Source organism: Frankiales bacterium (genome assembly GCA_016125335.1).
Classification (GTDB): Bacteria; Actinomycetota; Actinomycetes; order S36-B12; family CAIYMF01; genus Longivirga.
The window spans coordinates 59,794-86,044 of the sequence record WGLY01000010.1 but is presented as its reverse complement, the minus strand read 5'-3'; the positions used below and the strand labels follow the sequence as shown (position 1 = coordinate 86,044).

The following is a 26,251-nucleotide window of genomic DNA, read 5'->3' as shown; positions in this document are numbered from 1 at the left end:
GAGCCATGGCCACCGATGTCCCTGCCGTCGACGCCCCCGTCGACGCGCCCGACGCGCTGCGCCGCCCGTCCTCGGCCCGCCGGACCGGGTCGGACCCCGCGTCGCGCGCCGACGACGTGACCGCGCGGCCGCGAGCCGGCCGCGCGTCGTACGGCGACGAGCCGGCCCGCTCGGACATCGGCCCCGACGACGCCCGACCCGACGACGCCCGCGACGCCGGCATCGCCTCGGACCACGACCCGGACGACGTGGACGCGCTCGACGAGGACGCGTTCGACGACGTCGACCACACCACCCCGCGTGCGCACCGCGTCACCGCGGTGATCGTCACCCATGACGGCGCGCGCTGGCTGCCCGCGGTGCTCACCGCCCTCTCCCGCTCGACCCGTCGGCCCGACCGCGTCGTGGCCGTCGACACCGGCAGCGAGGACACCACCGTCGACGTGCTGCACCGTGCCGAGCGCGCGGGGCTGGTCGACCGCATCGTGACGGTCGCGCGCGAGACCCCCTTCGGCGCGGCGGTGGCGGCCGGGCTGGCCACCGGGTCCGGCACGCCCGACGACGAGCCCGACGTGGTGCGCTGGGCCTGGCTGCTCCACGACGACTCCGCCCCGGCGCCCACCGCTCTCGACGAGCTGCTGCTCGAGGCCGACCGGCAGCGCAGCGTCGAGGTGCTCGGCCCCAAGGTGCGCGGCTGGCGCAACCGCGACGTCCTGGTCGAGTGCGGGGTGACGGTGGCCCGCTCGGGCAACCGCGTCACCGGCCTCGAGCGGCGCGAGCTCGACCAGGGGCAGCACGACGACGTCGGCGACGTCCTGGCGGTGTCCAGCGCGGGCATGCTCGTGCGCCGCGACGTCTGGGACGCGCTCGGCGGCTTCGACCCGTCGCTGCCGATGTTCCGCGACGACGTCGACTTCTGCTGGCGCGCGAGGCGCGCCGGCTGCCGCGTCGTCGTCGCGACGTCGTCGGTGGTGCACCACCGCGAGGCGGCCACCCACGGGCGCCGGCAGGTCGTGGCCGGCGACCCGCCGCACGGCGACCGCCCGCGGCGCATCGACCGCGCCGCGGCCATCCATCTCATGCGCGCGCACGCCACGGGAGCGCACGGGCTGCTGGTGACCGTGCGGCTGCTGCTCGGCTCGCTCCTGCGTGCGCTCGCCCTCCTGCTGGCCAAGGCGCCGCAGGAGGCCCGCGACGAGTGGGGCGCCTTCCGCGACGCCGTGCGCGACCGCAGCGCGCTGCGCGCCTCGCGCGCCCGCGTCGCGCACGCGGCGGCGCTGCCCGGCGCGGTGCCCGAGCGCGACGTGCGCACGCTGCTGGCGCCGCGCGGGCTCGTGGCGCGGCACGCGATCGAGCGGCTGGCCGACCTCGTCGCCGGCCGCGACAGCGGCGACCCCTCGCGGTCGGTGCTCGACTCGACGCCCGACGACCCGGACGGCTGGTACGCCGACGACCGGCGGCCCTCGCGCGTGCGCCGCTTCCTCGCGCGCCCGGGCGCGCTCGTCGTGCTCGTGCTGCTCGCGGTCTCGCTCGTGGGGGTGCGCGGGCTGCTGGGCAGCGGCTACCTCATGGGCGGTGCGCTGCTGCCGGCGCCGGACGGCGCGGGCGACCTGTGGCAGTCGTACCTGTCCGCCTGGCACGAGGTGGGCCCGGGCTCGGCGGCCGACGCGCCGCCGTGGCTGGTGCCGCTGGCCGCGCTCGCCCTGGTGCTGCGCGGCTCCGCGCCGCTGGCCGTCGACGTCGTGCTGCTCGGGCTGGTGCCGCTGGCCGGCCTCACCTCCTACCTCGCGCTGCGCGGCGTCGTGTCGTCGGTGTGGGTGCGCGCGATCGCGGCAGCCACCTACGCGACGCTGCCCGCCGTCACCGGCGCGATCTCCGGCGGCCGCGTGGGCACCGCGGTGTCGCTGGTGCTGCTGCCGTGGCTGGCGCGCTCGTGCGCGCGGCTCGTCGGCGTCGGCCGGCCGCCCACGTGGCGCCGGGCGTTCGCCACGTCGCTCCTGCTGGCCGTGGTGTGCAGCTTCACCCCCGTGGTGTGGCTCATGGCCGTGGTGCTCGCCGTCGTGGCGGGGCTCACCCTCGTGACCGACCTCCAGGGCCGGCTGCGCCTGGCGGTGACCGCGCTGCTGCCCGTGGTGCTCCTGGTGCCGTGGAGCCTGCGGGTCGTGCGCGAGCCGGCGCTGCTGTGGCTCGAGCCGGGCCTGGTGGGCCCGGTCAACTCGCACATCGCGCCGTACGACGTGCTGCTGCTGCGGCCCGGCGGCGCGGGCTCGACGCCGCTCTGGCTGGCCGCGGGGCTGCTGGTGGGCGGGCTCGCGGCGGTGGCGGTGCGCGGCGGCCGGCGCGTGGTGCTGGCCGCGTGGGCGGTGGGGCTCGTCGCGCTTCTGGTCGGCGTCGTGCAGTCGCTGCTGCGGGTGCACCCCTCGGCGCTCGCCGACCCCGTGGTCCCGTGGCCCGGTGTGGCGACCGCGGTGTGGGCCTCGGCCCTGATCGTCGTCTCGGCCCGGCTGGTCGACCAGCTGCCCGCGAGGCTGGCCGGCGCCAGCTTCGACTGGCGGCAGCCCGGCGCCGCGGTGCTCGTGCTCGCCCTGCTGCTCGCGCCCGCTGTCTCGCTGGTGCTGCTGGCCGGCGGCGTCGACGGCCCGCTGCGCCGCGGCGACCGCGAGGTGCTGCCGGCGTACGTGGAGGCGGAGATGGCCACGCCGCTGCGGCCGCGCACCCTCGTGCTGCGCCGCGCTGTCGGGCAGCGGCTGATGTACGACCTGCTCGCTGCGCCCTGGCCGCAGCTCGGCGACCTCGACGTGGCGCCCCCGGCGTCGGTGTCCGCGCAGCTCGACAAGCTCGTGGCCCGGCTCGCGGCTGGTCTCGGGGCCGACGAGGTGGACCAGATCGCGACGCACGGCATCCGCTACGTCGTGCTGGCCGACGCCGCGCCCCGCCGCGACCCCCTGGCCGAGCAGCTCGACGGGCAGCGCGGCCTGCGCCGGCTCTCCTCCCGCGACGGCGCGGCCGTGTGGCAGGTGGTGACGACCGCCACCCGCGTGCAGGTGATCGAGCCGACGGCCGGCGACGCCGCGGGCACCGTCTCGTTGCGCATGTCGACCGCGGTGCCGGTGCAGTCGCCGGAGCCGCGGACGCCGACGTCCGTCGACACCACGGTGCCCTCGGGGCAGGCCGGCCGCACGCTCGTGGTGGCCGAGACCGCTGACTCGCGCTGGACCTGGACCGTCGACGGCGCCTCGGTGACGCCGGTGCCCGGCCGCGTGCCCGGTGACGAGAACGCCACCGATCCCGCGCTCCAGCAGGCCGGGCTCGTCGCGCCGGCCGTGCCCGTGACGCTCGCGTTCGACGGCGGCTCGCGCGCCGCATGGCTGTGGGGGCAGGCGGCCGCGGTGCTCGTCGTCGTGCTGCTCGCGCTGCCCTCGCGGCGCACGGAGGACGACGACGACGCCGACACCCTCGAGGGCGAGGGCGAGGCCCGCACCGGCACCGGCCCGGACGACGCGCCGGCACCGGACGGCGACCGGCCCGACCCGGCCGCCCCCGAGGACCCGGTGCCGGGCTCACCCGCCCCGTCGGGGTCCGGGTCCGCGCCCGGACGCCCCGCCACGACCGGGACGGAGGTGCCGGCATGACCTCCGACGAGACGCCGCGCCGACGCCGCACCCGTCGCGGCGAGCAGCCGCCGGCCACCGACGTCGCGGCCGCACCGGCCGAGCCCACGCAGGGCACGGCCGCGGACCGCACGGCGACGGAGAGCACGGCTGCCGAGAGCACGGCGACGGAGAGCACGGCTGCCGAGAGCACGGCGGCCGAGAGCACGGCGGCGGTCAGCGCCGCAGCGGACAGCACCGCGGCGCAGAGCGCCACGTCGGCAGGCGCGACGGCCGGGAGCGGCACGGCGCAGGGCGCCGGCCCGGGGAGCGCCGCGTCGCAGGAGGCCACGACGGAACCCACCGCGGCGGCGAGTGCCGCGTCGAAGGGTGTGACGGCGGCGGGCGCCGCGACGGTGCCCACGTCGGCGGAGAGCGCGCCGGTCGGCGGCTCGCGCCGTGCGGCGGTGCTGCGCCTGCTGCGCCGGCCCGCGGTGTCGCTCGCCGTCGCGGCCGCACTGCTCGTGGTCGTCGCGCTCGTCGGCCAGCTGCTCGTGCCGCAGCCCACGCGCGCCGACACGGCGCCGGTGGCCGAGCCGGTGGCCTCCGCCGAGCTCGTGTGCCCGGTCACCTCGGCCACGAGCACCCTGAGCTCCACGGTCTCCGCCGGCGTCGTGCCGCTGCCCGGCGTCGAGAAGGGCGTGGCGACCCTCGCCGACCTCACCACGAAGGCCTCGGCGTCCCAGCCGATGGTGATCGACGCGCCGGGCGGCACCGTCACGCGCAAGGTGACCGGCTCGTCCGGCCCGGCGCAGCTCGCCCGGGCGACCGGCTCGTTCGCGGGCGGGTTCGGCGCGGACCAGCTGATCCGGTCGGGCCAGGGGGCCTCCCGCGGCCTCGCGGTCGCCCCGTGCGCCCGGCCGCTGACCGACGCCTGGATCATCGGCGGCAGCTCCACGGTCGGCCGCCTCACGCAGGTGCTGCTCGTCAACGACGACGACCGCCCGGCGCAGGTCGACCTCCTGGTCTACGGGCCCACCGGGCAGGTGACCGCCCCGGGCGGCGCGGGGATCGTGCTCGGCCCGTCCTCGCGCAAGCAGGTGCGGCTCGACTCCCTCGCGCCCAACCAGCTCGTCACCGCCGTGCACCTGCTCGCGACGTCCGGCCGGGTCGGCGTGGTCGGCCTCGACCAGTCCGCCGAGGGGCTCGTGCCGCTGGGGATGGCGCTGCTGCCGGCGACCCAGGCCGGGACGGACCTCGTGATCCCCGACGTGCCCGCGGGTGTCAGCGGCGCACGGCTCGACCTGCTGGCGCCGGGCACCGACACCACGGTGGCGATCGAGCTGCTCACCGCGGACGGGCCGATCGTGCCCGCCGGCATCGACCACGTCGACCTCCAGGCCGGCCACGTGACCTCGGTCGACCTCGGGCCGGCCCTCGCGGGCGAGGCGGCCGGCGTGGTGGTGTCCTCCTCCGACGACGTCGTGGCGGGCGTCGTCGTCGGCACCGGCGGCGGCAAGAGCCTGCGCGAGAAGGACGCCACCGCCGGCACGCCGCGACTGTCCGCCCCGGGCATCGTCGTGGGCCTGCGGGGCGGCGCCTTCACGCACGCCGTGGGCCTGGCCGCCCCCGACACCGACTCCGTCGTGCGGCTCGACGTCTACACGCCCGGCGCGACCCAGCCGAGCTGGACCCGCACCGTCTCGGTCACCGGCGGCACGGCCACGACCGTCGCCGTCCCGGTGACGACGCCGACGGCGCGCACGAGCCTGGTGGTGACGCCGGTGTCCGGCGGAGCGGTCTACGCCACGCACGAGGTGCGCGAGGCGGCGCCCGGCGGCACCATGCTGGCGCTCGCCCCGATCTACCCGATCCGGGCGACCACGGTGGTGCCGCCCGTGGTGCAGGTGCCCGGCTCCTCGATCCGCGTTCAGTCGCCCGCGCGCTCGTCGTAGGCGGGGTCGAGGTCCTGCGGGGCCAGCCCCAGCAGCTCGGCGAGCTGCTCGGCGACCAGGTCGCGCACGAGGTCGACCCGGGCCGGCCGGTCCGGCGCCCGCAGCTCGACGGGGCGCCGGTAGAGCACGAGCGTCGCGGTGCGCCGCGGACCGGTGGTCGCGCGGTGCTCGGCGAGGGGGACCTCGTGCGTGCCGGGCTCGACCACCGGCGCCTCGCGCACCTCGACGTCCACGGCGGCCAGATGTCCGCCCCACCGCGGCTCGATGCGGTCCACCGCGTCGACGACGAGGTCGCCGAAGGCGTCGGCGCGCGGCACCGTGGCGGGGGAGGACGGCGGAGCCAGCGGACCGCGCAGCCCTCGACCGTGGCGGTCGCGCCGGCGCGGGCCGGACGCGGCGCCGCGGCTCGGGCGGCCGGGGTCGGGGCTCACGCCGTCCAGCCTAGGAGGCGCGGAGACCCGGTCCGCGGCCGCCGCGCGGCGCCTCCGGCGCGCCGCTGCCGGGCGGCGTGCCCCGACAGCCGTAGGGTCGGCGCCGTGAGCCCCGTCCGCCGCTGCTCGAAGCCGTCGTGCACCCGCGCCGCGGTCGCCACGCTCACGTACGTCTACGCCGACCAGACAGCCGTGCTCGGCCCGCTGGCCACCTACGCCGAGCCGCACTGCTACGACCTGTGCGAGCACCACGCGTCGCGGATGACCGCCCCGCGCGGCTGGGAGGTCGTCCGGCTCGAGCCGGACCCCGACGCCCTGCGTCCCTCCAGCGACGACCTCGAGGCTCTCGCCGACGCCGTGCGCGAGGCGGCCCGCCCGCGCGAGGTCGTGCCGGCACCGGTCGAGGTGGGCCGGCGCGGCCACCTGCGCGTGCTGCGCACCGACGTCGACGCCTGACCTCGTCAGCGCCTGGCCGCGACCGGTGACGGGCCGGTGACCGCCGGTCGGGCGCGGATCTCGGCCGGACGGCCGATGCTGCGAACGCTCCACCGTGTGTGACAGTGGGTTGTCGGAGCGTGGTCACACACGTCACATGTGTCTCGTGGACCCCACAGGTACTTCCCCTTCACGGTCACACGTCGTAGTCTCCACGTGCTCGAGACGGTCCGGGGCCTGGGCGCACCCGGACCGCGGCGTGCCGGACCCCGGTCCGGCAGGCACGGCTCGGCCGGGAGGACCGGCCGGGCGGGGGACAGGAGGGACGACCACCATGGCGCGCAGCTCCCAGACCGCGGCGGCGGTGCCGCTCGGATCGCTCACGCAGCCCGGGGCCCGCGAGGGCGTCCGCTGCGCGATGTGCGGCTCCGAGCGGGTGACCCGGATCTCCATGGAGCTCACCGACGGGTCCGAGGTCGACTTCAGCCACTGCCTCGAGTGCGAGCACCGCTCCTGGCAGCACGGCGGGGAGGTCCTCTCCGTCGACCACGTCCTGCACCGCGCCCAGCGCCGTCGCTGATCCCGCGCACGTCCGCGCACCGGGCACCGCGCGGTCGCGCACCGGTCCGGCCGTCGCGGCGCAGCGCGCCCGTCTCGAGCGTCGTCCCCCGGCGCCTGCCCGATAGGGTTCCCCGGTGATCGACGCCGAGCTCCTCGACCGCCTCATCAAGGCCTACGACGTGCGCGGCGTCGTCCCCGACGACCTCGGCCCCGACGTCGCCCGGCTCGTCGGCGCGGCCTTCGTGCGGGTGCTCGGCGTGGCCGCCTCGGCCGGCGGCCCCGGCACCGTCGTCGTCGGCCGCGACATGCGCCCGTCGGGCCCCGAGCTGGTCGCGGCCTTCGCCGAGGGCGTCACCTCGCAGGGCGTCGACGTCGTCGACATCGGCCTGGCCTCGACCGACCAGCTCTACTTCGCCGCCGGGTCGCTCGGCCTGCCCGGCGCCATGTTCACGGCGAGCCACAACCCCGCCCGCTACAACGGCATCAAGCTCTGCCGCGCGGGGGCCTCGCCGGTCGGCCAGGACTCCGGGCTCGGCGAGATCAAGGCGCTCGTGCTCGCGTGGTCGACCACCGGCGTGCCGGCCTTCGACGGGCCTGCGGGCACCGTCTCCGAGCGCGACCTGCTCGCGGACTACGCCGACTTCCTGCGCTCCCTGGTGCCCCTCGACGCGATCCGCCCGCTCACCGTCGTCGTGGACGCCGGCAACGGGATGGGCGGCCACACGGTGCCGGCGGTGCTCCACGGCCTCCCGCTCACCGTCGTGCCGATGTACTTCGAGCTCGACGGCACCTTCCCGAACCACGAGGCCAACCCGATCGAGCCGGAGAACCTGCGCGATCTCCAGCGCGCCGTGGTCGCGGAGTCGGCCGACCTCGGGCTCGCCTTCGACGGCGACGCCGACCGGTGCTTCGTCGTGGACGAGAAGGGCGACATCGTCGACCCGTCCACCCTCACTGCGCTCATCGCCGCCCGCGAGCTGGCCAAGGTCCCCGGCGCCACGATCATCCACAACCTCATCACGAGCGAGGCGGTGCCGGAGATCGTGCGCGAGCACGGCGGGTCCCCGGTGCGCACCCGCGTCGGCCACTCCTTCATCAAGGCGACGATGGCCGAGACCGGCGCGGTCTTCGGCGGCGAGCACTCGGGGCACTTCTACTTCCGCGACTTCTGGCGGGCCGACTCCGGCATGCTCGCCGCGCTGCACACGCTCGCGGCGCTCGGCGAGACCCCGGCGGGGTCGACGCTCTCGGCGCTGCTCGCCGAGTACTCGCGCTACGTCCCCTCCGGCGAGCTCAACACCACGGTGTCCGACCAGGCCGCGGTGCTCGCCGCGGTCGCCGCGGCCTACGCCGGCCGCGACGGCGTGAGCTCCGACGACCTCGACGGCCTCACGGTCTCGGGCGCCGAGCCCGACGGGCGCCGCTGGCGGTTCAACGTGCGACCGAGCAACACCGAGCCGCTGCTGCGGCTCAACGTCGAGGCGGCCGACGAGCCGCTCATGGCGTCCGTGCGCGACGACGTCCTCACCATCATCCGAGGAGACACTGCATGAGCTCGCTCGACCCCGTGCTGCTCGACGTCCTCGCCTGCCCGTGCGAGCACCATGCCCCTGTGCGCGTGGAGGGCTCCCCCGCGGAGGCGATCGTGTGCACCCGGTGCGCCACGAGCTTCCCCGTCCGCGACGGCATCCCCGTGATGCTGCTCGAGGACGCCACCCCCGGCCCGCAGGGCGTCGGGGCCGACCTCGGGACCTGAGCCGAGTGCGCTACGTCGACGACGCGCTGCTCGACGACCCGCGCGCGCTCGAGGACGCCGACCCCGGCGGGCTGCTGCGGGCCGCGGCGGAGTCCGGCGCCCAGGTGCGGCGCGCGCTGGCGGCGATCGGCTCCGACGCGCTCGACCGCGTCGTCGCCGACGGCCGGCCGCGCTCGGTCCTGGTCGCCGGCAACGGCACCGCCGCGATCGCGGGCGACCTGCTCGCCGCGGTCTGCGGGCCGGGCTGCCCCGTCCCCGTCACCGTGACCCGCGAGGCGATGCTGCCGGGCTGGGTGGGTCCGCTCGACCTCGTCGTGGCGCTCGCCCCCGACGGCCGCGCCCGGGCCACCACCGAGATCGCCGGCGAGGCGCTGCGACGCGGGGCGCGCGTCGTCGCCGTGGCCCCCGCCGGCAGCCCGCTGCACGAGCTGGTCGCGGGCTCGTCGTCGAGCGCCGCGGTGCCCCTCGACACGCGAGGGCTGCCGGCCCGCGCGCTGCTCTGGCTCATGACCACCCCGCTGCTCGTGCTCGCCGACGCCCTCGGCCTGGCCGCGGTGCCCCGGGGCGTGCTCGACCGCGCGGCCGACGTGCTCGACGAGTGCGCGGTCGAGTGCGGGCCGGCCGCCCCCGCCGCGGAGAACCCGGCCAAGCTGCTCGGCGCCTCGCTCGCCGCATCGCTGCCCGCGGTGTGGGGGGCCTCGGCCCTCACCGAGGTCGCGGCGCAGCGGATGGCGGCGCGCCTGGCCGCCGACGCCCACCTGCCCGCCGTGCACGGATGCCTGCCGGAGGTCGCGCACGCGCAGGTCGCGATCGTCGACGGCCCGGTGGCCGCGGCGTCGGACGACGACATCTTCCGGGACCCGGTCGAGGACGGCACGGCGCCGCCGCGCCTGCGCGTGGTGCTGCTGCGCGAGCCGGGCGAGAGCGACTCCTCCGCCCGCCTGGCCGACGCCGTGCGCACCCTGGCCGAGAGCCGCGGCGTCGCCGTCGAGACGGTGCAGGCGCTCGACGGCCACCCCGTGGTGCGGCTCGCCTCGCTCGTCGCGGTGCTCGACTGGGCGGCCGTGTACGCGGCCGTCGCCCTGGGCGTCGATCCGTCCACCACGCGCGAGGACGCCGAGGCGCTCGCCGATCTCGCCGGCGGTGGCGCGTGATCGTCGTCGACGGGGCGCTGCGTCCCTACGCCTGGGGCCGCATCGACGGTCTGAGCGCCTGGACCTCGGCCACGTCCGGCCCGCAGGCGGAGCTCTGGTACGGCGCGCTCGGCGACACGCCCGACGCGCCCCGCCACCCGCTGCTCACCAAGCTGCTCGCCGCCGCGCGCCCGCTGTCGATCCAGGTGCACCCGCCGGGCGACCTCGTCGCGGTGCTGTGGTCGGACGCCGGCCACGGCCGCGGGCTGCTGGTCGACCAGGTGGAGAAGAACGAGCTGCTCGTCGCGCTCGAGCCGTTCACGAGCTTCGCCGGCTTCCGCGACCCCGCGCTCACGGCGCGGATCATGCAGGGGATGGGGCTCACCCGGGTGGCCCAGATCGCCTCGGGCGGCGACTTCGTGGCCACCGTGCACGCGCTGCTCGCGCTGTCCGAGGTGGAGGTCGACGAGGCCTTCCGCCGGCTCTCCGACGTGATCCACCCGCTGCTCGACGCCAACGAGCGCTCGGCCATCGAGCTGGTGCGCGCCTGGTACCCGCACGACCGCGGTGCGCTCGTCGCGCTGTGCCTGGCCGTCCACGAGCTCGAGCCCGGCGACGCGATGTACGTGCCGGCCGGCGTGGTGCACTGCTACGTCAACGGCCTCGGCGTCGAGGTGATGACGGCGTCGGACAACGTGCTGCGGCTCGGGCTGACCGGCAAGCAGCTCGCCGTGCCGGAGGCGCTCGCGGCGGTCAGCGGCGACGAGCCGGTGCTGCTGCGGCCGACCGGCGACGGCGGCGTCTCCACGTACTTCGCGCCCGGCGCTCCGTTCCTCGTCGTGGCCCTGCGCGACGGCGCCTCCTGGACCGTGCCGCCCCACACCTCGGCCACGGTGCTGGCTGTGCGCGGCGAGGCCCGCGTCACCGGCCCGTCCGGCGCCGAGGTGGTCGCGGCCGGCCGTGCGGTGCTGCTCTCGCCGTCCGACGGTTCGCCGCGGGTCGAGGCCGACGGCCACGTCGTCGTCGCCGTCTCGAACCCGTGAGCACCCCGTGCCGGCGGGGCGCCGCCGCCGGCGAGGCCCTCCGCCTGCCTCCCGTCGCTAGCCTGGCGCCATGAGCACCGAAGGCGGCACGCGTGCGGTGATCGCCGCCCTCGTGGCCAACATGGGCATCGCGGTCACCAAGTTCGGGGCCTTCGCCGTCACGGGCTCGAGCTCGATGCTCTCCGAGGCGATCCACTCCGTGGCCGACTCCGGCAACCAGATGCTCCTGCTGCTCGGCGGCCGCCGGGCGCGCCGGGCGGCCGACGAGCAGCACCAGTTCGGCTACGGCCGGGTGCGGTACGTGTACGGCTTCGTCGTCTCGATCGTGCTGTTCTGCCTCGGCGGCCTGTTCAGCCTCTACGAGGGCTGGCACAAGGTCCGCCAGCCCGAGGAGCTCACCAGTCCTGGGGTGGCCTTCGCCGTCCTGCTCATCGCGATCGCGCTCGAGGGCTACTCGTTCCGGACCGCGGTGCGCGAGGCCAACCGCTCCCGCGGGCGCACGTCGCTGTTCGGCTTCGTCCGCGAGGCGCGCCAGCCCGAGCTGCCCGTGGTCCTGCTCGAGGACGCCGGTGCCCTGACCGGCCTGGTCTTCGCCCTGCTCGGCGTCACCCTGGCCACGGTCACCGGCGACGGCCGCTGGGACGGTGTGGGCGCGCTCGCCATCGGCGCGCTGCTGCTCGTGATCGCGGTGTTCCTCTCCGTCGAGATGTCCTCGATGCTCGTGGGGGAGAGCGCCGTCCCCGAGCAGACCACCGCCATCCGCGCCGCGCTCGAGTCCGAGCCGCTGGTGTCGCGGGTGATCCACCTGCGCACGCTGCACACCGGCCCGGACGAGCTGCTGGTGGCCGCCAAGATCGCCGTCGAGCACGACGACACCGCGACGGCCATCGCCGCGGCCATCGACGGCGCGGAGGTGCGGGTGCGCGCGGCCGTGCCCGAGGCGCGGTGGATCTACCTCGAGCCGGACCTCGACCGCGGCGGCGCGGCCGTCGGGAGCGCCGCGGAGGCCGCCGGCTCGGCGGTCGAGGGCGCCGAACCCGGTCCGGGACCGGCGGCAGGTTCGCCGCCCCCCGCCGGGTGATGGCACACTAGGTCGAGCCCGGCGGTGTCCACCCCCGCATGAGCAGCCGGCGAACCATCGAGGCCTCGAGACGTCCGCCGCGCCCCGCCCGCACCGCGGGCGCCCGAAGGAGTCCCATGTCCACCTCGCCCGACTTCAAGGTCGCCGACCTCTCGCTCGCCGAGTTCGGCCGCAACGAGATCCGCCTCGCCGAGCACGAGATGCCCGGCCTGATGGCGATGCGCGCCGAGTACGGCGCCACCAAGCCGCTCGCCGGGGCCCGGATCACCGGCTCGCTGCACATGACCGTCCAGACCGCGGTGCTCATCGAGACGCTGGTGGAGCTCGGCGCGCAGGTGCGCTGGGCCTCGTGCAACATCTTCAGCACGCAGGACCACGCGGCGGCGGCCGTCGTCGTCGGCCCGCACGGCACCCCGGAGGCCCCCGCGGGCGTGCCCGTGTACGCGTGGAAGGGCGAGACCCTCCCCGAGTACTGGTGGTGCACCGAGCAGGTGCTCAGCTGGCCGGACGGCGGCGGCCCCAACATGATCCTCGACGACGGCGGCGACGCCACGCTGCTCGTGCACAAGGGCCGCGAGTTCGAGCTCGCCGGCGCCGTGCCCTCGACCTCGGACGACGACTCCGAGGAGTACGCCGTCATCCTCGACCTGCTGCGCCGCACGCTGGCCGAGACCCCCACCCGCTGGACGGACATCGCCGCCGGGATCAAAGGCGTCACCGAGGAGACCACCACCGGCGTCCACCGCCTGTACGAGATGCACAAGAGCGGCTCGCTGCTGTTCCCGGCGATCAACGTCAACGACTCGGTCACCAAGAGCAAGTTCGACAACAAGTACGGGTGCCGCCACTCGCTGATCGACGGCATCAACCGCGCGACCGACGTGCTCATCGGCGGCAAGGTCGCTGTCGTGTGCGGCTACGGCGACGTCGGCAAGGGCTCGGCGGAGTCGCTGCGGGGCCAGGGCGCCCGGGTGATCGTGACGGAGATCGACCCCATCAACGCCCTCCAGGCGGCGATGGACGGCTACGAGGTCGCGCGCCTCGACGACGTGATCGGCCGGGCCGACATCGTCATCACGGCCACGGGCTGCTTCGACGTCGTGACCGTCGAGCACATGAAGGCCATGAAGCACCAGGCGATCCTGGGCAACATCGGCCACTTCGACAACGAGATCGACATGGCCGGGCTCACCGCCGTGCCGGGCGTGCGGCGCACGACGATCAAGCCGCAGGTGGACGAGTGGACCTTCCCCGACGGCCACTCGATCATCGTGCTGTCCGAGGGCCGGCTGCTCAACCTGGGCAACGCCACCGGGCACCCGTCGTTCGTCATGAGCAACTCGTTCACCAACCAGGTGCTCGCCCAGGTGGAGCTCTTCACCAAGACCGACGCCTACCCGCTCGGCGTCCACGTGCTGCCCAAGCACCTCGACGAGAAGGTGGCGCGCCTGCACCTCGACGCGCTCGGCGTGCGGCTCACCGAGCTGACCAAGAAGCAGGCCGAGTACCTCGGCGTCGACGTGGCCGGCCCCTACAAGCCGGACCACTACCGCTACTGACCGCCGGTCGGCCGACCGGCACGAGCGGTCCGCCGCTCCCGAGCACGAGGACCCGCATGGCCGTACCGGCACCCGTGCCGACGACAGGGGCGCCCTACCCGGGCGCCCCTGTCCCGTACGTCGAGGCCTCGGCCGCCGGCGTCGAGCTGCGCCCCTCGCGGTGGGGGCTCGGCGACGTCGTCGTAACCCTCGTGCTCGGCCTGGTCGTCCCGGTGCTCGGCGTGGGCGGCGCCATCGCCGCCGGCGCCAGCACGGACGGGGCCGTCGTGCTGCTGCTCAGCCTCACGCTGCCCTGGGTCGGGTTCGGCCTCTGGCCGATCCTCACCACCCGGATCCAGGGGAACGGCCCGAAGCTCGACCTCGGGTTCACGTTGAGACCGATCGACCTGGCCTGGGGCGTTCTGGGCGCCGTGGCCGCCCTCGTGCTCGGCGGCGCGGTGGCCTGGCTCACCAGCAAGATCTTCGGGAACTTCGACTCCGCGGCCGGAGATGCTCTCGCCAACGCCCACGTGGCCCCGTGGGTCGTCGTGGCGTTCGCCCTGTGCGCCGTCGTCGGTGCCCCGGTGTTCGAGGAGCTGTGCTTCCGCGGCCTGGTCTTCGCCGCGCTCGCCCGCACCTCCGCACGACGCGGCTGGGCCGCCGTGCCCGTCGCGACGCTCGGGTCCGCCCTGCTGTTCGCGCTCGTGCACCTCGAGCCGGTGCGCATCCCGGTGCTGTTCACCATCGGCCTCGTGCTCTCGCTGCTGCGTGCGCGCACCGGCCGGCTCGGCGCGAGCATCGTCGCGCACTCGTTGAACAACCTCATCGCCGTGCTCGGGCTCTTCGTCATCTACCGCTAGCGGTTCTCCTTTCGTTGCACCAGTTTTCGGCTGTTGCACGAATGGCGCGCAACGCGGGGGACCGGACGGAGGATCGCGGCGCGAGGTCGACGACACATAGGCTCCGCCGTCGTATCCTTCAAGCGCCCCCACGACAGGATCGCTGCATGACCGCCACCGCTCTCGACGCGCCGACGTCCTCGCGCGCGCGAGCCCGCGCGTGGGTGCACATGCCGGGGCTCGACGGCGTCCGCGCCGTCGCGGTCACCGCCGTCCTGCTCTTCCACGCCGACCCCTCGTGGCTGCCGGGCGGGTTCCTCGGCGTGGACGTCTTCTTCACGCTCTCGGGCTTCCTGATCACCTCGCTGCTCATCGCAGAGCTCGGCGAGACCGGCCGGATCCGGTTCGGCCGGTTCTACCTGCGCCGGGCCCGGCGCCTGCTGCCCGCCCTGTTCCTGGTGCTGGTGGCCACCTCGCTGCTGGCCGTCACCGTGGCCCAGGACGCCGCCCAGCGGGTGCGCGAGGACGCCACGGCCGCCTTCTTCTACGTGACCAACTGGTGGTACGTGCTGCACCAGCAGTCGTACTTCGAGGCCACCGGCCGGCCGCCGATGCTCCAGCACCTGTGGTCGCTGGCCGTGGAGGAGCAGTTCTACCTGCTCTGGCCGGTCCTGCTGCTCCTGCTGTGGCGGCTCGGCGGCGTGCGCGGCATCCGCGTGGGCGCCGCCGTCGGGGCGGTCGCCTCGACCGGCCTCATGGCCTGGATCGCCGTCACGCACGACATGCCGGGCGCCGCCGACGCCAGCCGCGTCTACTTCGGCACCGACACCCACGCGATGACGCTGCTCGTCGGAGCCGTCCTCGCCACGGTGTGGACCCCGCAGCGGATCGGCGACGCGCTCACGGCCCGCGGTCGCGGCGTCATCACGAGCATCGGCGCGGCCGGGCTGCTCGCCCTGGTGGGGATCCTCTGGTTCGTCGACCCGCAGTCCGCGGCGCTCTACCGCGGCGGCTTCCTCGTCGTGGGGCTGGTCACGGCCGTGGTGGTGGGCGCAGCCGCGGTCACCGGCACGACCTTCGCGCGCGTGCTCGGCCACCAGCCCCTCCGCTGGGTGGGCGAGCGCTCCTACGGCATCTACCTGTGGCACTGGCCGATCTTCATGGTGCTGCGGCCCGGCATCGACCTCGACGCCGAGGGCTGGCCGGTGCAGGCCCTCCGCTTCGCGCTCACGCTCGTCGCGGCCGAGCTCTCCTACCGCTTCGTGGAGATGCCGATCCGGCGCGGTGCGCTGAGCCGCGCTTGGCGCGACTGGCGCGAGCGGGGCACCCTCGCCACGGTCGGGCGCGCCGCCGTCGCCACCCTGAGCGCGGTGGCCGTGGTGATCGGGCTCGGCGTCGGGCTGAGCTCGGCGCACGAGCCGACGCTGGAGGACGAGCTCGGCGGCGTCACCTCGGTGGGCGACGACCCGCTCACGCCGCTGCCCACGGCCAGCCCCGGCGCCTCGCACCACGGGGGGAGCCCGTCGGCCTCGCCCCGCGCCAGCGGGTCGGCGTCCCCGGGCTCGTCGAAGCCCGCCGGCCGGCCCGCGAACGCGCCGCCCGTGCTGGCCGCCGGGCAGGACGCGTACGGCCTGAGCGTCACCGCCGTAGGCGACTCGGTCATGCTCGCCGCGCGCGACGCGCTGCGCGCGGAGTTCCCGGGCATCACGGTCGACGCGCACATCAGCCGGCAGCCCACCGAGATCTTCGCCCGCATCCGTGCGCGCAAGGCCGCCGGCGCGCTCGGCGACGTCGTCATCATCGGCGCCGGCACGAACGGCGCGATCCGAACCGCCGACCTCATGTCGCTGATCCGCTCCATCGGCGACCGGTCGCGCATCATCCTCGTGAACGTGCACGCGGACCGCTCGTGGGTGGCGCAGTCCAACCAGGCGATCGCGAACGCCATCGCGAAGTACGGCAGCAAGAACGTCCGGCTGGCCGACTGGAACGCCGCGTCGCAGGGCCACCGCGACTGGTTCTACTCCGACGGCATCCACACGAAGGGCGACGGAAGCGTCGCCTACGCCAACCTCATCCGCGAGGCCATGCGGCAGTGATCACGACGGTCCGGCCGCCGCGGCCGGGCCCTCGTCACTCACGCCCCGACGGGGTCAGAGCCCCCACACGCGCAGCGCGGTGGTGATCATCGCGACGTAGTGGGGCCGGCCGGTGCTGTTGGGGTGGACCCGGTCGGAGTAGAACCACTCGGGGTGCCGCGAGGAGATCCGGACCCAGTCGACGAGCACCACCCGGTGGCCGCCGTAGGCCGCGGCGCACGCGCGCAGGTGCTTGTTCGCCAGCGGGATCCACGAGCGGGGCGCCTTCGCCGTCACGAGGAACACCCGCCGCGAGGGTCCGGCCGTGTTCACGATCGTGGTGCAGTCGGAGAGGTTGACGTAGCCGTTGGTGCCCAGGTGCACGACGAGGTTGCGCGGCAGCTTGCCCGAGCGTCGCAGCAGGGCGACGGTGGCGACCGCGGCATGGAACTGCCGGCTCACCGAGGCGTTCACGGTGATCCCGTGCGACGTCAGCAACGACTTCGAGCCGAGCATCACCGAGTCGCCGATCGCGTAGGTGCCGGCCCGGATCGCCGCGGGCCGCACCACCGCCGCCCTGACCGCCGTCGTGGGCGCGGCCGGCAGGGCGCTCGTGCGCAGCACGGGAGCCGCCGCCGCGACGGGGGGCGCGGCGAGCAGGGGGAGCGCCAGGGCGACGGCGGCCAGCGGCAGGAGGGCGCGCGACGCGCGGCGGGCGATCACGCCGTCCACGGTAGACGACCACCACGGCGCCGGGCGGGCGTGCGTCGGACACCGCCCGCCGGAGCCCACGCGGCCGGGCTCAGGCGGGCGGCGCGAAGGGACCCGGCGTCGCAGGGCCGGGGGAGGCGGCCTGACCCGGCGCGGCCGGGGCGGGTGCCGGAGCCCGAGGTGGTGCGGCCGGGGCGGCGTCCAGCCCCGGGGCGGGCAGCGCGGGCGGGGGCGGGAGGGGAGCCGCGGGGGCGGGCGCCGTCGTCGGGGACGCCACGCCCGCGGCGCGCCGCCGGGCGGCAGCACCCGGCGAGGGGGCGGCGGCGGACGGCGAGCGTGCCGGCCCGGACCGCGCCGCCCGGCGCATCCTCTCGGTGAGCACCGCCATGAGGTAGGTCTCCGGCGGCGTCCCCGTCGGCGGCGGGGGCACGACGTATGCCGAGATCTCCGCCGCGAGCCCGAGGCCCATCGTGGCGCGCACGCCGGGGTCGAGCGACGCCGCGCGGGTGAGGAACTGGCGGGCCTGCCCCGCGGTGACGTCGGGCAGCCGGCTGAGGTCGAGCGTGGCCGCCCACGGCTCGAGCACCGGGGGCATCGCGTAGGTCTGCAGGCGCACCGACGCCGCGGCCGGCACCCGTTCGCGGATCACGACGGTGCCGGCGAAGTGGTCGCCGAGGCGCGTGCCGCGCGAGGACAGCAGCGCCGTGATCAGGCCGACCGCGCCGGTGAGCAGCCAGAAGTCGATGATCATGAAGAGCGCGCGGACGAACGCGTGGCGGAACCGCACGGGACCGCCGTCGTCGCGCACCACGCGCAGCCCGGCGGCGATCTTGCCCACCGAGCGGCCGCGGGCGAGGGTCTCGATCGCGGTCGGCAGCCCGACGATGATGGCGACCACGCCGACGAGCGAGATGGCCGTGACCGCCGCGGCGTCCGCTCCCTGGAGCAGGGTGGCGCCCAGGAAGAACAGCAGCAGCAGGCAGGCGCCCTGGATGAGCAGGTCGAGGGCGAGGGCGAGCGTGCGGCTGGGGAACTGCGCGAGCCGCAGGTCGAGCGCCACCGCCTCGCCGGTGACCGGCACGAGGGTGGTGTAGTCACCGGACGACGTGCTCACCGGGCTAGTCTCGCGGCAACGGCCCGACCGGGGGAGGAGCCACACGGATGGAGCTCGACACCTTCGTCGCGGCCCATCGCGCCGAGTGGGACCGCCTCGAGTCGCTGGCCCGGCGTCGGGGACGGCTCAGCGGCGCCGAGGCCGACGAGCTCGTCGAGCTCTACCAGCGCACGGCGACCCACCTGTCGATGGTGCAGTCGGCCTCGCCCGACCCCGCGCTCGTGTCGCGGCTGTCGACCCTCGTGGCCACCGGCCGCGCGGCCGTGACGTCGGCCAGCGGGGCGTCCTGGACGGACGTGTCGCGCTTCGTGCTGCGCGCCTTCCCCGTGGCCGTCTACCGGGCCCGGTGGTGGTGGCTCTCGATCGCCGCGGCCACCGTGCTCGTGGCCGTGTCGATCGGCGCGTGGGTCTCGCACAACCCCGACGTCGTGGCCGCGGTCGCGACGCCCGAGGACCTCAAGCGGCTCGTGGACCAGGACTTCGCCGACTACTACACCTCCAACCCGGCCGGCTCGTTCGCGTTCAAGGTGTGGACCAACAACGCCTGGGTGGCCGCGCTGTCCCTCGTCGGCGGCGCGCTGCTGTGCCTGCCCGGCGTCTACATCCTGTGGCAGAACGCCCTCAACATCGGGCTGGTCGGCGGTCTCATGGCCTACTCCGGCCGGCTCGACCTGTTCTTCGGTCTGATCACGCCGCACGGCCTGCTCGAGCTCACCGCGGTGTTCGTCGCGGGCGGCGCCGGCATCCGGCTGGGCTGGCAGATCGTCGCGCCGGGGCCGCGGCCTCGCTCGGTCGCCCTGGCCGAGGAGGGCCGCTCGACGCTCACCATCGCCCTCGGGCTCGTCGTCGTCCTGCTCGTGAGCGGCGTCGTCGAGGCGTTCGTGACCCCCTCGCCGCTGCCCACGTGGGCGCGGATCGGCATCGGCGCCGTGGTGTGGTCGGCGTTCCTCGCCTACGTCTGGGTGCTCGGCCGCCGCGGCGTGCACGAGGGAGCGACAGGAGACGTCACCGACCGCGCCGCCACGACGGACCTCGCCCCCTACGCCGGCTGACCCGACACGGGGCGGGAGCGTCAGAGGCGGCCGGCGGCCTTGAGCGCGAGGTAGCGGTCGGCGAGGCGCGGGGCGAGCTCGTCGGGACCGGCGTCGACCACCTCGACGCCGGCCCGCAGGAGGGTCTCGGTCATCAGCTCGCGGGCGCCGATCGCGAGCGCCGCGGACGCCGCGTCGTACACGGCGGGCGCGTCGCCGCGCGCGGCCGCGAGCTCGTCGAGCCGGCCGTCGCGCACCGAGGCGAGCACCACGGTGTGCCGCGCGGCGAGCGCCGGGAGGTAGGGCAGCAGGCCCTCGCGCAGCGCCGCGGGCTCGAGCGCGGTGAGCAGCACCACGAGGGCGTGCTGGCGCACCCGCGCGTCGATCGCGGCGACCATCGCGTGCGCGTCGACCTCCAGCAGGGCGGGCTCGACGTCGGACAGCGCCGAGGACATGCGCGGCAGCAGCTCGCTCGCGTCGGCGCGCCGGACGTCGGCCCGCACCGTGCGGTCGAAGGCGAGCAGGTCCACCCGGTCGCCGGCCTTCGCAGCGAGCGCGCCGAGCAGGAAGGCGGCGTCCATCGACGCGTCGAGCCGGGTGCCGTCGCCGATCCGCGCGGCCGACGTGCGCCCCGTGTCGAGCACCAGCACCACGCGGCGGTCGCGCTCCGGGCGCCACGTGCGCACCATGACGTCGCTGGCCCTGGCCGTGGCGCGCCAGTCGATCGAGCGCACGTCGTCGCCGATCACGTACTCGCGCAGCGAGTCGAACTCGCTGCCCTGCCCGCGCACCATGAGCGCGACCCGCCCGTCGAGCTCGCGCAGCCGGGCGAGCCGCGACGGCAGGTGCTTGCGCGACGGGAACCCGGGCAGCACCCGCACCGCCCACGGGACCGCGTGCGACGACTGGCGGCCGGCCAGGCGCAGCGGCCCGAGCGAGCGCACCGTGACGAGGTCGGGACGGCGCTCGCCCCGACGCACCGGCCGCAGCACCGACGCCACCCGCGTCGCGCGGCCGGGCTCGAGGTCCAGCGCGTGCCGCGTGACCGCGACGCCGGCCGTGGGGGCCCACGCGTCGCGCAGCAGCCCGCGCACCTGCCGGCGTCCGTCGTTGCGCACGACCAGCGTGACGACGGCCTCCTCGCCGAGCCGGGTCGTGTGGTCGCCGCTGCGCCGCAGCGACAGCGCCCGCGGCGACCCGGCCAGCCACGCGTCGAGCCCGAGCAGCGCCAGCAGCCCGGCGTCGAGCAGCAGCACCGCGCCCCACGACCGCGCGGCCAGCGCGACGGGCACGGTGAGCAGCAGCGCGAGCAGCGCGGCGCGGCCGGTGACGACCATGGCGGGCGCCGTTACCGCGGTGCCGGGACCGAGGCGAGCAGGCCCTCGAGGACGGCGTCGGCGGTGACGCCCTCGAGCTCGGCCTCGGGCCGCAGCGACACCCGGTGGCGCAGCGCGGGACGCGCCAGCGCCTTGACGTCGTCGGGCGAGACGTAGTCGCGCCCGGACAGCCACGCCCAGGCCCGCGCGGCGGTCACCAGCGCGACCGCGCCGCGCGGCGAGACGCCCAGCCGCAGCGACGGGCTCGACCGGGTCGCCTGCACGAGGTCGACGACGTACGCGGCCACCTCGGGCGCGACGGCCACCGCCGCGACGGCGCGGCGCGCCGCCACGAGGTCGGCCCCGCGGGCGACCGGCCGCACGCCCGCGGCCGCGAGGTCGCGCGGGTCGAACCCGTCGAGGTGACGGCGCAGCACGGCGTACTCCTCGTCGCGGCCGGGCAGCGGCACGGTGAGCTTGAGCAGGAACCGGTCGAGCTGCGCCTCGGGCAGCGGGTAGGTGCCCTCGTACTCCACGGGGTTCTGCGTCGCCGCCACGATGAACGGGTCCGGCAGCGGCCGGGCCGCGCCCTCCACCGACACCTGCCGCTCCTCCATCGCCTCGAGCAGCGAGGCCTGGGTCTTGGGCGGGGTGCGGTTGATCTCGTCGGCCAGCAGCAGGTTGGTGAAGACCGGCCCGGGCTTGAACGAGAACTCCGCGCTGCGGCTGTCGTAGACGAGCGAGCCCGTGACGTCGCCGGGCATGAGGTCCGGGGTGAACTGGATCCGCGTGCTCTCGAGGTCGAGCGCGGCCGCCAGGGCCCGGATCATCAGCGTCTTGGCCGTGCCGGGCACGCCCTCGAGCAGCACGTGGCCGCGGCAGAGCAGCGCGATGACCAGGCCGGTCACCACCGAGTCCTGGCCGACGACGGCCTTGGCGACCTCGGCGCGCAAGGAGACCAGCGACTCGCGCGGGTCCGGCGCGGCCGTGTCGCCGGGGCCGGGCGCGGGCGTCGCGGGCTGCGGCCCGGGCGGGACGCCGTACGGCGCGGTGCCGGGGTCGGCGGGCTGCTGGGGCTCAGGGCTCGTGCCCGGGGTGTCGCTCATGAGTGTCGGACCTCGTTCTCCAGCTGGTCGAGCGCGGTGGCGAGCCTGGTCAGGTCCGCGTCGTCGGGGGGTGTGCGTCCGGGGACGAGCAGGGCGGCGACGTCGGCGTCGGCGCGCCCGGTGCGCCCGCTCACCGCGGAGACCACCGTGGCGGCGTCCGCGGAACGCGGCAGCGAGAGCCGGCGCCGCAGCCGGGCGAGCGCGGCCGAGCGCAGCGCGTCCGCGGCGCGCTGCCGGGCGTGCATGCGGCGGTAGAGGCGGCCGCGGCCCTCGACCACCTCCGTGCCGCGCACGACGACGGGGAGCGGCTCGACGACGACGCGCCCGAGGCGCCGTCCCCGCCACCACACCACCACGAGCACGGCGAGCGCGAACTGCACGAGGGCCCACGGCACCCACGACGGCACGAGGTCGGCGATGCTCGGCGCCTCCCCGGTGTCCGGCTGCTGCAGGGGGTCGTTGGCCGACGGCAGCCACCACACCAGGGTGGGCGAGCGGCCGAGCGCCCCGAGCGCGAACGCCGCGTTCCCGCCGTCGGCGAGCCGGGCGTTGGTGAGGGCCGAGGCGCGCCCCACCACGGTCGTGGCGGGCCCGCTGCCCGCCGCGGGCGCGTCGAGCACGGTGGAGTCCCAGCAGCGGGCGACGTCGGTGCGCGTCGTGGAGTACTGCACCGCGACGTCGGTGCCGCCGGGGAGGCTTCCCGCGCGGACCGCGACGTCCCACGAGCAGTACGGCTCGACGTCGGCAGCGGACACCGTCGGCGAGTCCAGCGAGGCCCACGGGGCCAGGCCGTCGAGGGTCCCCGGATCCGGTGAGAGCAGCACGAGGCGCCCGGCGCCGGCGACCGCACGCGCCATGCGCGGCGACACCGGGGCGGTGGGCGCCACCAGCAGCGTGGCGTCCGCGGCGGAGGCGATCGCGTCGCGGGCGGCCGTGGCCGAGGTGACCCGGACGACGGTGACGCCCTGGTCGCGCAGGATCGTCGCGACCGCCTGCGCACCCGAGGGGTCCACGGCATCCGGGTCGAGCAGCCCGGAGCGCTGGCGCGACTGCGCGAGCGCGATGAGCAGCCCCACCACCAGCACCAGCGCGCAGATGACGAGCAGCCCGCGGTTGGCGCGCAGGCGCGCCCGCATCGTGGGAGCGGCCGGCGTGGAGGTGGCCGCCGGCGCCGTGGCCGGGGGCGGTGGCGCGCCGGCGTCGCGGTGCACCGTGGGCGCGCTCATCGCGGCGCCGCCAGCACCGGTGCGGGCGGCTCGGCGGCGGGCGCGGGCCGCGCCCTGCGCACGGCGTCGTCGACCGCGACCATCCGCGCGTAGCCGTCGGCGTCGGCGGGGCGGCCGCCGTACCAGACGTCGTCGAAGAGCCGCGCCGCCGCGCGCAGGTCGCCCGCCACCGCGGGCAGGGCACGGCCGGCGTCGGTGGCGACCTCGTCGGCCGTGCGCCCCGGCCGGGCGTCGATGAGGTCGCGCTCCTCGACGTCGCGCACGATCGCGCGCAGCCGCGCGCGCACGGCCTCGGCCCAGGCGCCGGCGGCGGCGAACCGCTCCGCCTCCGCGCGCAGGTCCGCGGCGCGACGGCCGCGGAGGTCGAACGAGGTCTCTCCGCCGCCGCTGCGACGCAGCGACCCGATCCGCCGGCGGACGACCACCACCACGAGCACGGCCACCACGAGGAGCCCGAGCACGCCGAACCAGCCGAGCGGCGAGGTGCCGCCGGCCACGTCGAGCAGCTGGCTGATCCGGTCGAGCACCCAGCGGAACGCGCGCTGCACCCAGCTCTCGTCGCCGGTGTGGTACTCCGGCTTGGCGAGCTCGAGCCGGGCGAGGCGCTGCGCCTCGTCGCGGCCGAGCGTCACCGGGACGTCGAGGGGCAGCCGTGCGACCACCTCGAGACCGGGGAGCGTCACGTCGGGCTCAGACCGGGATCCCGGCGGCGCGGGCGAGCTCGATGTCGAGCGCCTCGCGCCGGATCCTGCGGTCGATGTAGAGGAGCGCGACCACTCCCGAGCTGAACGGGATCACGACGGTGCTCGCCACCAGCGTGCCGATCGTCGTCGCGATGAGGTACGCCGGCGTGAACACGCTGCCGGAGGACAGCGCGGTGCTGATGCCGCCCACGAGCGCGAACGGGATGGCCAGGATCGAGCTGACGATGGAGGCGAGGATCGACGCGAGCAGCCAGATGCCGAACGTGCGCCACCACGCGCCGGACACCAGGGCCCACGAGCGGCGCAGCGCGACGGTGACCCTGGCTCCCTCGAGCATGAGCGCGACCGGCCCCAGCAGCAGCCGCACGTGCAGCCACAGGCCCAGGACGAGCGCCGCGACCCCGAGCACGATCCCCACCAGAACGCCGAGCCCCGTGGAACCGCCCTGGGCGGCCGCCCACCCGACGCCGACGGCGATCAGGATCCCCACGACGATCGCGGCACCGACCAGCAGCGTGGTGAGCAGCGTGAGGCCGAGCAGCGGCCAGAAGCGGTGGCGCGTGCCGGCCCACGCCTCGGCCAGCGTCACCCGCTGGCCGAGCACCGCCCGGCCCATGACGAGGGTGAGCAGCCCGGTGGCCAGTACCCCGAGCACCCCGGTGACGACGTACTGCAGAAGCGTGACGCCCTGGCCCGCGAACGCGGTGGCCAGGGCGCTGTCGACCTCGGCCGTGCTCGGCGTGCTGCCCGGCCCCCCGAGGTTGTTCAGCGCGTCGATCGAGCTGGACGTGACCGCGAGCGAGAGCAGCTGGAGCAGCGCCACCACGGCCGAGATCGCCGCGGAGATGCCGAGCACCGTCTTGGGGTCGCGGCGGATGTAGCTGATCGCGCCGTCGAGGATCTCGCCGACGCCCAGCGGGCGCAGCGGGATGACGCCGGGCTTGGGAGCCAGCGGCACCGCGCCCCAGCCGGCCACGCCCGGCAGCGCGCCGGGCGCCCCGTAGGCGGGCGCCCCGTACTGCGCGTACTGCCCCTGCTGCCCGTACTGGCCGGGCGGCGGGTACTGGCCGGGCTGCCCGAACTGGCCGGGCTGCCCGTACTGGCCGGGCTGCCCGTACTGGGGCGGCCCCCCGGGGCCGGCCGGCGCGGCACCGGGCGACGGCGAGGTCCACGACGGCGCCACCCACGACGCGGCGTCCCCCGCCGCGCCCGCGGGGGCGGCCGGCGCCGTCCAGCCGGGGGCGACCGGCGGCGCGGGGGACGGTGACGGTGCGGGCCACGCGGGCGCGGCCGGCTGCCCCGCGGCAGGAGGCGCAGCCGGCGGCGGTGCGGCGGGCGGTGCCGGTGTGCCCGCCCCGGTGCCCGGCTCGACGGCCGTGGGCGCCTGCCCGAGCCGTGCGGTGTCGGCGTCCTCGACCGTGGTCGGCGGCGGCACGAGCACGCTCGTGTCGGTCCAGTCCGGGGCCGGGGGAGGCGGCGCCGGCTGCTCGCCGGCCGGGTCCGGGGTGCTCCGGTCCGGCTCGGGGGCGTCGTCGGGCCGGGTGCCGGCGTCGTCGCTCATGAGCCGTCCGAGATCCTTCCGGGCGTCGTCACGGGGGGTGCCTCGACGGCGGCCCGCCCTCGGCGGGCCCTCCCCCCGCACGATCGTGCCATCCCGGCGGGTGCGACGGGGTGCCCGACGCGCACCGTCCCCCTGTGGACGCAGCCGCGGCGGCCCGAGGGCGTACGTCTCGACCGCTGCGGCCCGCCGCGTGCGGGGGAACGACTCGCGCCCGCCGGACGTCCGATGAGGACGGGCGCGGACGTGGCGTTGCGCCTCTCACGGGCAGGGAGCGACGATCATGACGACAGCGAGCTGGGAGGTCCGGCTACGCCCTGGCGAGACGGGTGCCACGATGACCGGTGTGAAGGGACGCGTCCTCGTCGTCGACGACGACACCGCGCTGGCCGAGATGCTCGGCATCGTGCTGCGCACGGAGGGCTTCGAGCCGTTCTTCTGCGCGGACGGCGCCAAGGCGCTCGGGGTCTTCCGCGAGACCAAGCCCGACCTCGTGCTGCTCGACCTCATGCTGCCCGGCCGCGACGCCATCGACGTGTGCCGCTCGATCCGTGCCGAGTCCGGCGTCCCCATCGTCATGCTCACGGCCAAGACCGACACCGTCGACGTCGTGCTCGGGCTCGAGAGCGGGGCCGACGACTACGTCGTGAAGCCGTTCAAGCCCAAGGAGCTCGTCGCCCGCGTGCGCACCCGGCTGCGCCGCACGGACCAGGCCGGCCCGGAGAACCTCACCATCGGCGACCTGCAGATCGACGTCGCCGGCCACTCGGTCAAGCGCGAGGGCGAGACGATCTCGCTCACCCCGCTCGAGTTCGACCTGCTCGTGGCGCTCGCGCGCAAGCCCTGGCAGGTGTTCACCCGCGAGATCCTCCTGCAGGAGGTCTGGGGCTACCGCCACGCCGCCGACACCCGCCTGGTGAACGTCCACGTGCAGCGGCTGCGGTCGAAGATCGAGCACGACCCGGAGCGCCCGCAGATCGTCGTCACGGTCCGCGGCGTGGGATACAAGGCCGGCCCCCCGTGAGCGGCCGGGAGCGCGTGATCG

Annotated in this window: 21 protein-coding genes and 1 pseudogene; 15 read left to right on the top strand and 7 right to left on the bottom strand. The window is 76.2% G+C overall.

What is annotated here, in order from left to right; genetic code table 11:
• The first annotated feature begins 5 nt into the window (after window positions 1–5).
• Both GC157_06470 and GC157_06465 read left to right on the top strand, forming a co-directional pair.
• The gene (locus tag GC157_06470) at window positions 6–3,632 is read left to right on the top strand and encodes a glycosyltransferase (GenBank protein MBI1377108.1); all 3,627 of its coding nucleotides are present in this window, start codon (window positions 6–8) and stop codon (window positions 3,630–3,632) included.
• Entirely contained in the window at window positions 3,629–5,545 is a 1,917-nt protein-coding gene (locus GC157_06465; protein ID MBI1377107.1) for a hypothetical protein, read from the top strand. The genes GC157_06470 and GC157_06465 overlap by 4 nt, the downstream gene beginning before the upstream one ends.
• Here GC157_06465 and GC157_06460 read toward each other — a convergent pair.
• Entirely contained in the window at window positions 5,521–5,976 is a 456-nt protein-coding gene (locus tag GC157_06460; GenBank protein ID MBI1377106.1) for a peptidase, read from the bottom strand. The two genes, GC157_06465 and GC157_06460, sit on opposite strands and share 25 nt — an antisense overlap.
• Before the next feature lie 105 nt (window positions 5,977–6,081).
• Here GC157_06460 and GC157_06455 point away from each other — a divergent pair, with 105 nt between their 5' ends.
• From GC157_06455 to GC157_06410, 10 genes are all read left to right on the top strand, one after another.
• Window positions 6,082–6,432 carry a DUF3499 family protein gene (locus GC157_06455; protein ID MBI1377105.1) on the top strand — a complete coding sequence of 117 codons (351 nt, stop codon included), beginning with the start codon at window positions 6,082–6,084 and terminating at the stop codon, window positions 6,430–6,432.
• A gap of 313 nt (window positions 6,433–6,745) precedes the next feature.
• Window positions 6,746–6,991, top strand: a complete 246-nt coding sequence (locus GC157_06450) for a hypothetical protein (protein MBI1377104.1) — start codon at window positions 6,746–6,748, stop codon at window positions 6,989–6,991.
• 118 nt (window positions 6,992–7,109) lie between these two features.
• Complete coding sequence (locus tag GC157_06445) at window positions 7,110–8,525, top strand: phosphomannomutase/phosphoglucomutase (GenBank protein ID MBI1377103.1); 1,416 nt, start codon at window positions 7,110–7,112, stop codon at window positions 8,523–8,525.
• Window positions 8,522–8,728 (top strand): Trm112 family protein, encoded by a 207-nt coding sequence (locus tag GC157_06440; GenBank protein ID MBI1377102.1) that lies wholly within the window; start codon window positions 8,522–8,524, stop codon window positions 8,726–8,728. The genes GC157_06445 and GC157_06440 overlap by 4 nt, the downstream gene beginning before the upstream one ends.
• Window positions 8,729–8,733: 5 nt before the next feature.
• A complete protein-coding gene (locus GC157_06435; GenBank protein MBI1377101.1) occupies window positions 8,734–9,882 on the top strand; it encodes a hypothetical protein in 1,149 nt (382 codons plus the stop codon).
• Window positions 9,504–10,904, top strand: coding sequence for a hypothetical protein (locus GC157_06430; protein MBI1377100.1), 1,401 nt, complete (start codon window positions 9,504–9,506; stop codon window positions 10,902–10,904). Before GC157_06435 ends, GC157_06430 begins: the two co-directional genes overlap by 379 nt.
• 70 nt (window positions 10,905–10,974) lie before the next feature.
• Window positions 10,975–11,985 carry a cation diffusion facilitator family transporter gene (locus GC157_06425; protein ID MBI1377099.1) on the top strand — a complete coding sequence of 337 codons (1,011 nt, stop codon included), beginning with the start codon at window positions 10,975–10,977 and terminating at the stop codon, window positions 11,983–11,985.
• 116 nt (window positions 11,986–12,101) lie between these two features.
• Window positions 12,102–13,544, top strand: a complete 1,443-nt coding sequence (locus GC157_06420; protein ID MBI1377098.1) for an adenosylhomocysteinase — start codon at window positions 12,102–12,104, stop codon at window positions 13,542–13,544.
• A 56-nt stretch (window positions 13,545–13,600) separates the two neighbouring features.
• Window positions 13,601–14,383 carry a CPBP family intramembrane metalloprotease gene (locus tag GC157_06415; GenBank protein ID MBI1377097.1) on the top strand — a complete coding sequence of 261 codons (783 nt, stop codon included), beginning with the start codon at window positions 13,601–13,603 and terminating at the stop codon, window positions 14,381–14,383.
• 41 nt (window positions 14,384–14,424) lie between these two features.
• On the top strand, window positions 14,425–16,461 hold the full coding sequence (locus GC157_06410) for an acyltransferase family protein (protein ID MBI1377096.1): 2,037 nt from the start codon (window positions 14,425–14,427) through the stop codon (window positions 16,459–16,461).
• Window positions 16,462–16,515: 54 nt separating this feature from the next.
• Here GC157_06410 and GC157_06405 read toward each other — a convergent pair whose 3' ends face one another.
• Together GC157_06405 and GC157_06400 are read right to left on the bottom strand one after the other, a co-directional pair.
• A complete protein-coding gene (locus GC157_06405) occupies window positions 16,516–17,163 on the bottom strand; it encodes a hypothetical protein (protein ID MBI1377095.1) in 648 nt (215 codons plus the stop codon).
• Window positions 17,164–17,242: 79 nt separating this feature from the next.
• A complete protein-coding gene (locus GC157_06400) occupies window positions 17,243–18,232 on the bottom strand; it encodes an RDD family protein (protein ID MBI1377094.1) in 990 nt (329 codons plus the stop codon).
• Window positions 18,233–18,312: 80 nt separating this feature from the next.
• Between GC157_06400 and GC157_06395 the strand changes: the two genes are divergently transcribed.
• Complete coding sequence (locus GC157_06395) at window positions 18,313–19,317, top strand: stage II sporulation protein M (protein MBI1377093.1); 1,005 nt, start codon at window positions 18,313–18,315, stop codon at window positions 19,315–19,317.
• Between the two features lie 20 nt (window positions 19,318–19,337).
• Here the strand turns inward: GC157_06395 and GC157_06390 are convergent, their stop codons facing one another.
• From GC157_06390 to GC157_06375, 4 genes are read right to left on the bottom strand one after another with little or no spacing between them, the layout of a single operon-like run.
• Window positions 19,338–20,633 (bottom strand): DUF58 domain-containing protein, encoded by a 1,296-nt coding sequence (locus tag GC157_06390; protein ID MBI1377092.1) that lies wholly within the window; start codon window positions 20,631–20,633, stop codon window positions 19,338–19,340.
• Window positions 20,634–20,644: 11 nt separating this feature from the next.
• Window positions 20,645–21,718 carry an AAA domain-containing protein gene (locus GC157_06385; protein MBI1377091.1) on the bottom strand — a complete coding sequence of 358 codons (1,074 nt, stop codon included), beginning with the start codon at window positions 21,716–21,718 and terminating at the stop codon, window positions 20,645–20,647.
• Entirely contained in the window at window positions 21,715–22,944 is a 1,230-nt protein-coding gene (locus GC157_06380) for a DUF4350 domain-containing protein (protein ID MBI1377090.1), read from the bottom strand. Before GC157_06380 ends, GC157_06385 begins: the two co-directional genes overlap by 4 nt.
• Window positions 22,941–23,576 carry a DUF4129 domain-containing protein gene (locus GC157_06375; protein MBI1377089.1) on the bottom strand — a complete coding sequence of 212 codons (636 nt, stop codon included), beginning with the start codon at window positions 23,574–23,576 and terminating at the stop codon, window positions 22,941–22,943. Before GC157_06375 ends, GC157_06380 begins: the two co-directional genes overlap by 4 nt.
• Before the next feature lie 1,020 nt (window positions 23,577–24,596).
• Here GC157_06375 and GC157_06370 point away from each other — a divergent pair.
• Window positions 24,597–24,689 (top strand): annotated as a pseudogene (locus tag GC157_06370) (molecular chaperone DnaJ).
• 854 nt (window positions 24,690–25,543) lie between these two features.
• A complete protein-coding gene (locus tag GC157_06365; GenBank protein MBI1377088.1) occupies window positions 25,544–26,230 on the top strand; it encodes a response regulator in 687 nt (228 codons plus the stop codon).
• Window positions 26,231–26,251: the final 21 nt, after the last annotated feature.

Bases quoted from the DNA above. Each gene is read 5' to 3' on its own strand.
- GC157_06470 (MBI1377108.1), top strand. From the start codon at position 6: ATGGCCACCGATGTCCCTGCCGTCGACGCCCCCGTCGACGCGCCCGAC.
- GC157_06465 (MBI1377107.1), top strand. From the start codon at position 3,629: ATGACCTCCGACGAGACGCCGCGCCGACGCCGCACCCGTCGCGGCGAG.
- GC157_06450 (MBI1377104.1), top strand. From the start codon at position 6,746: ATGGCGCGCAGCTCCCAGACCGCGGCGGCGGTGCCGCTCGGATCGCTC.
- GC157_06440 (MBI1377102.1), top strand. From the start codon at position 8,522: ATGAGCTCGCTCGACCCCGTGCTGCTCGACGTCCTCGCCTGCCCGTGC.
- GC157_06430 (MBI1377100.1), top strand. From the start codon at position 9,504: ATGCCTGCCGGAGGTCGCGCACGCGCAGGTCGCGATCGTCGACGGCCC.
- GC157_06425 (MBI1377099.1), top strand. From the start codon at position 10,975: ATGAGCACCGAAGGCGGCACGCGTGCGGTGATCGCCGCCCTCGTGGCC.
- GC157_06420 (MBI1377098.1), top strand. From the start codon at position 12,102: ATGTCCACCTCGCCCGACTTCAAGGTCGCCGACCTCTCGCTCGCCGAG.
- GC157_06415 (MBI1377097.1), top strand. From the start codon at position 13,601: ATGGCCGTACCGGCACCCGTGCCGACGACAGGGGCGCCCTACCCGGGC.
- GC157_06410 (MBI1377096.1), top strand. From the start codon at position 14,425: ATGGCGCGCAACGCGGGGGACCGGACGGAGGATCGCGGCGCGAGGTCG.
- GC157_06395 (MBI1377093.1), top strand. From the start codon at position 18,313: ATGGAGCTCGACACCTTCGTCGCGGCCCATCGCGCCGAGTGGGACCGC.
- GC157_06390 (MBI1377092.1), bottom strand. From the start codon at position 20,633: ATGGTCGTCACCGGCCGCGCCGCGCTGCTCGCGCTGCTGCTCACCGTG.
- GC157_06385 (MBI1377091.1), bottom strand. From the start codon at position 21,718: ATGAGCGACACCCCGGGCACGAGCCCTGAGCCCCAGCAGCCCGCCGAC.
- GC157_06380 (MBI1377090.1), bottom strand. From the start codon at position 22,944: ATGAGCGCGCCCACGGTGCACCGCGACGCCGGCGCGCCACCGCCCCCG.
- GC157_06365 (MBI1377088.1), top strand. From the start codon at position 25,544: ATGACCGGTGTGAAGGGACGCGTCCTCGTCGTCGACGACGACACCGCG.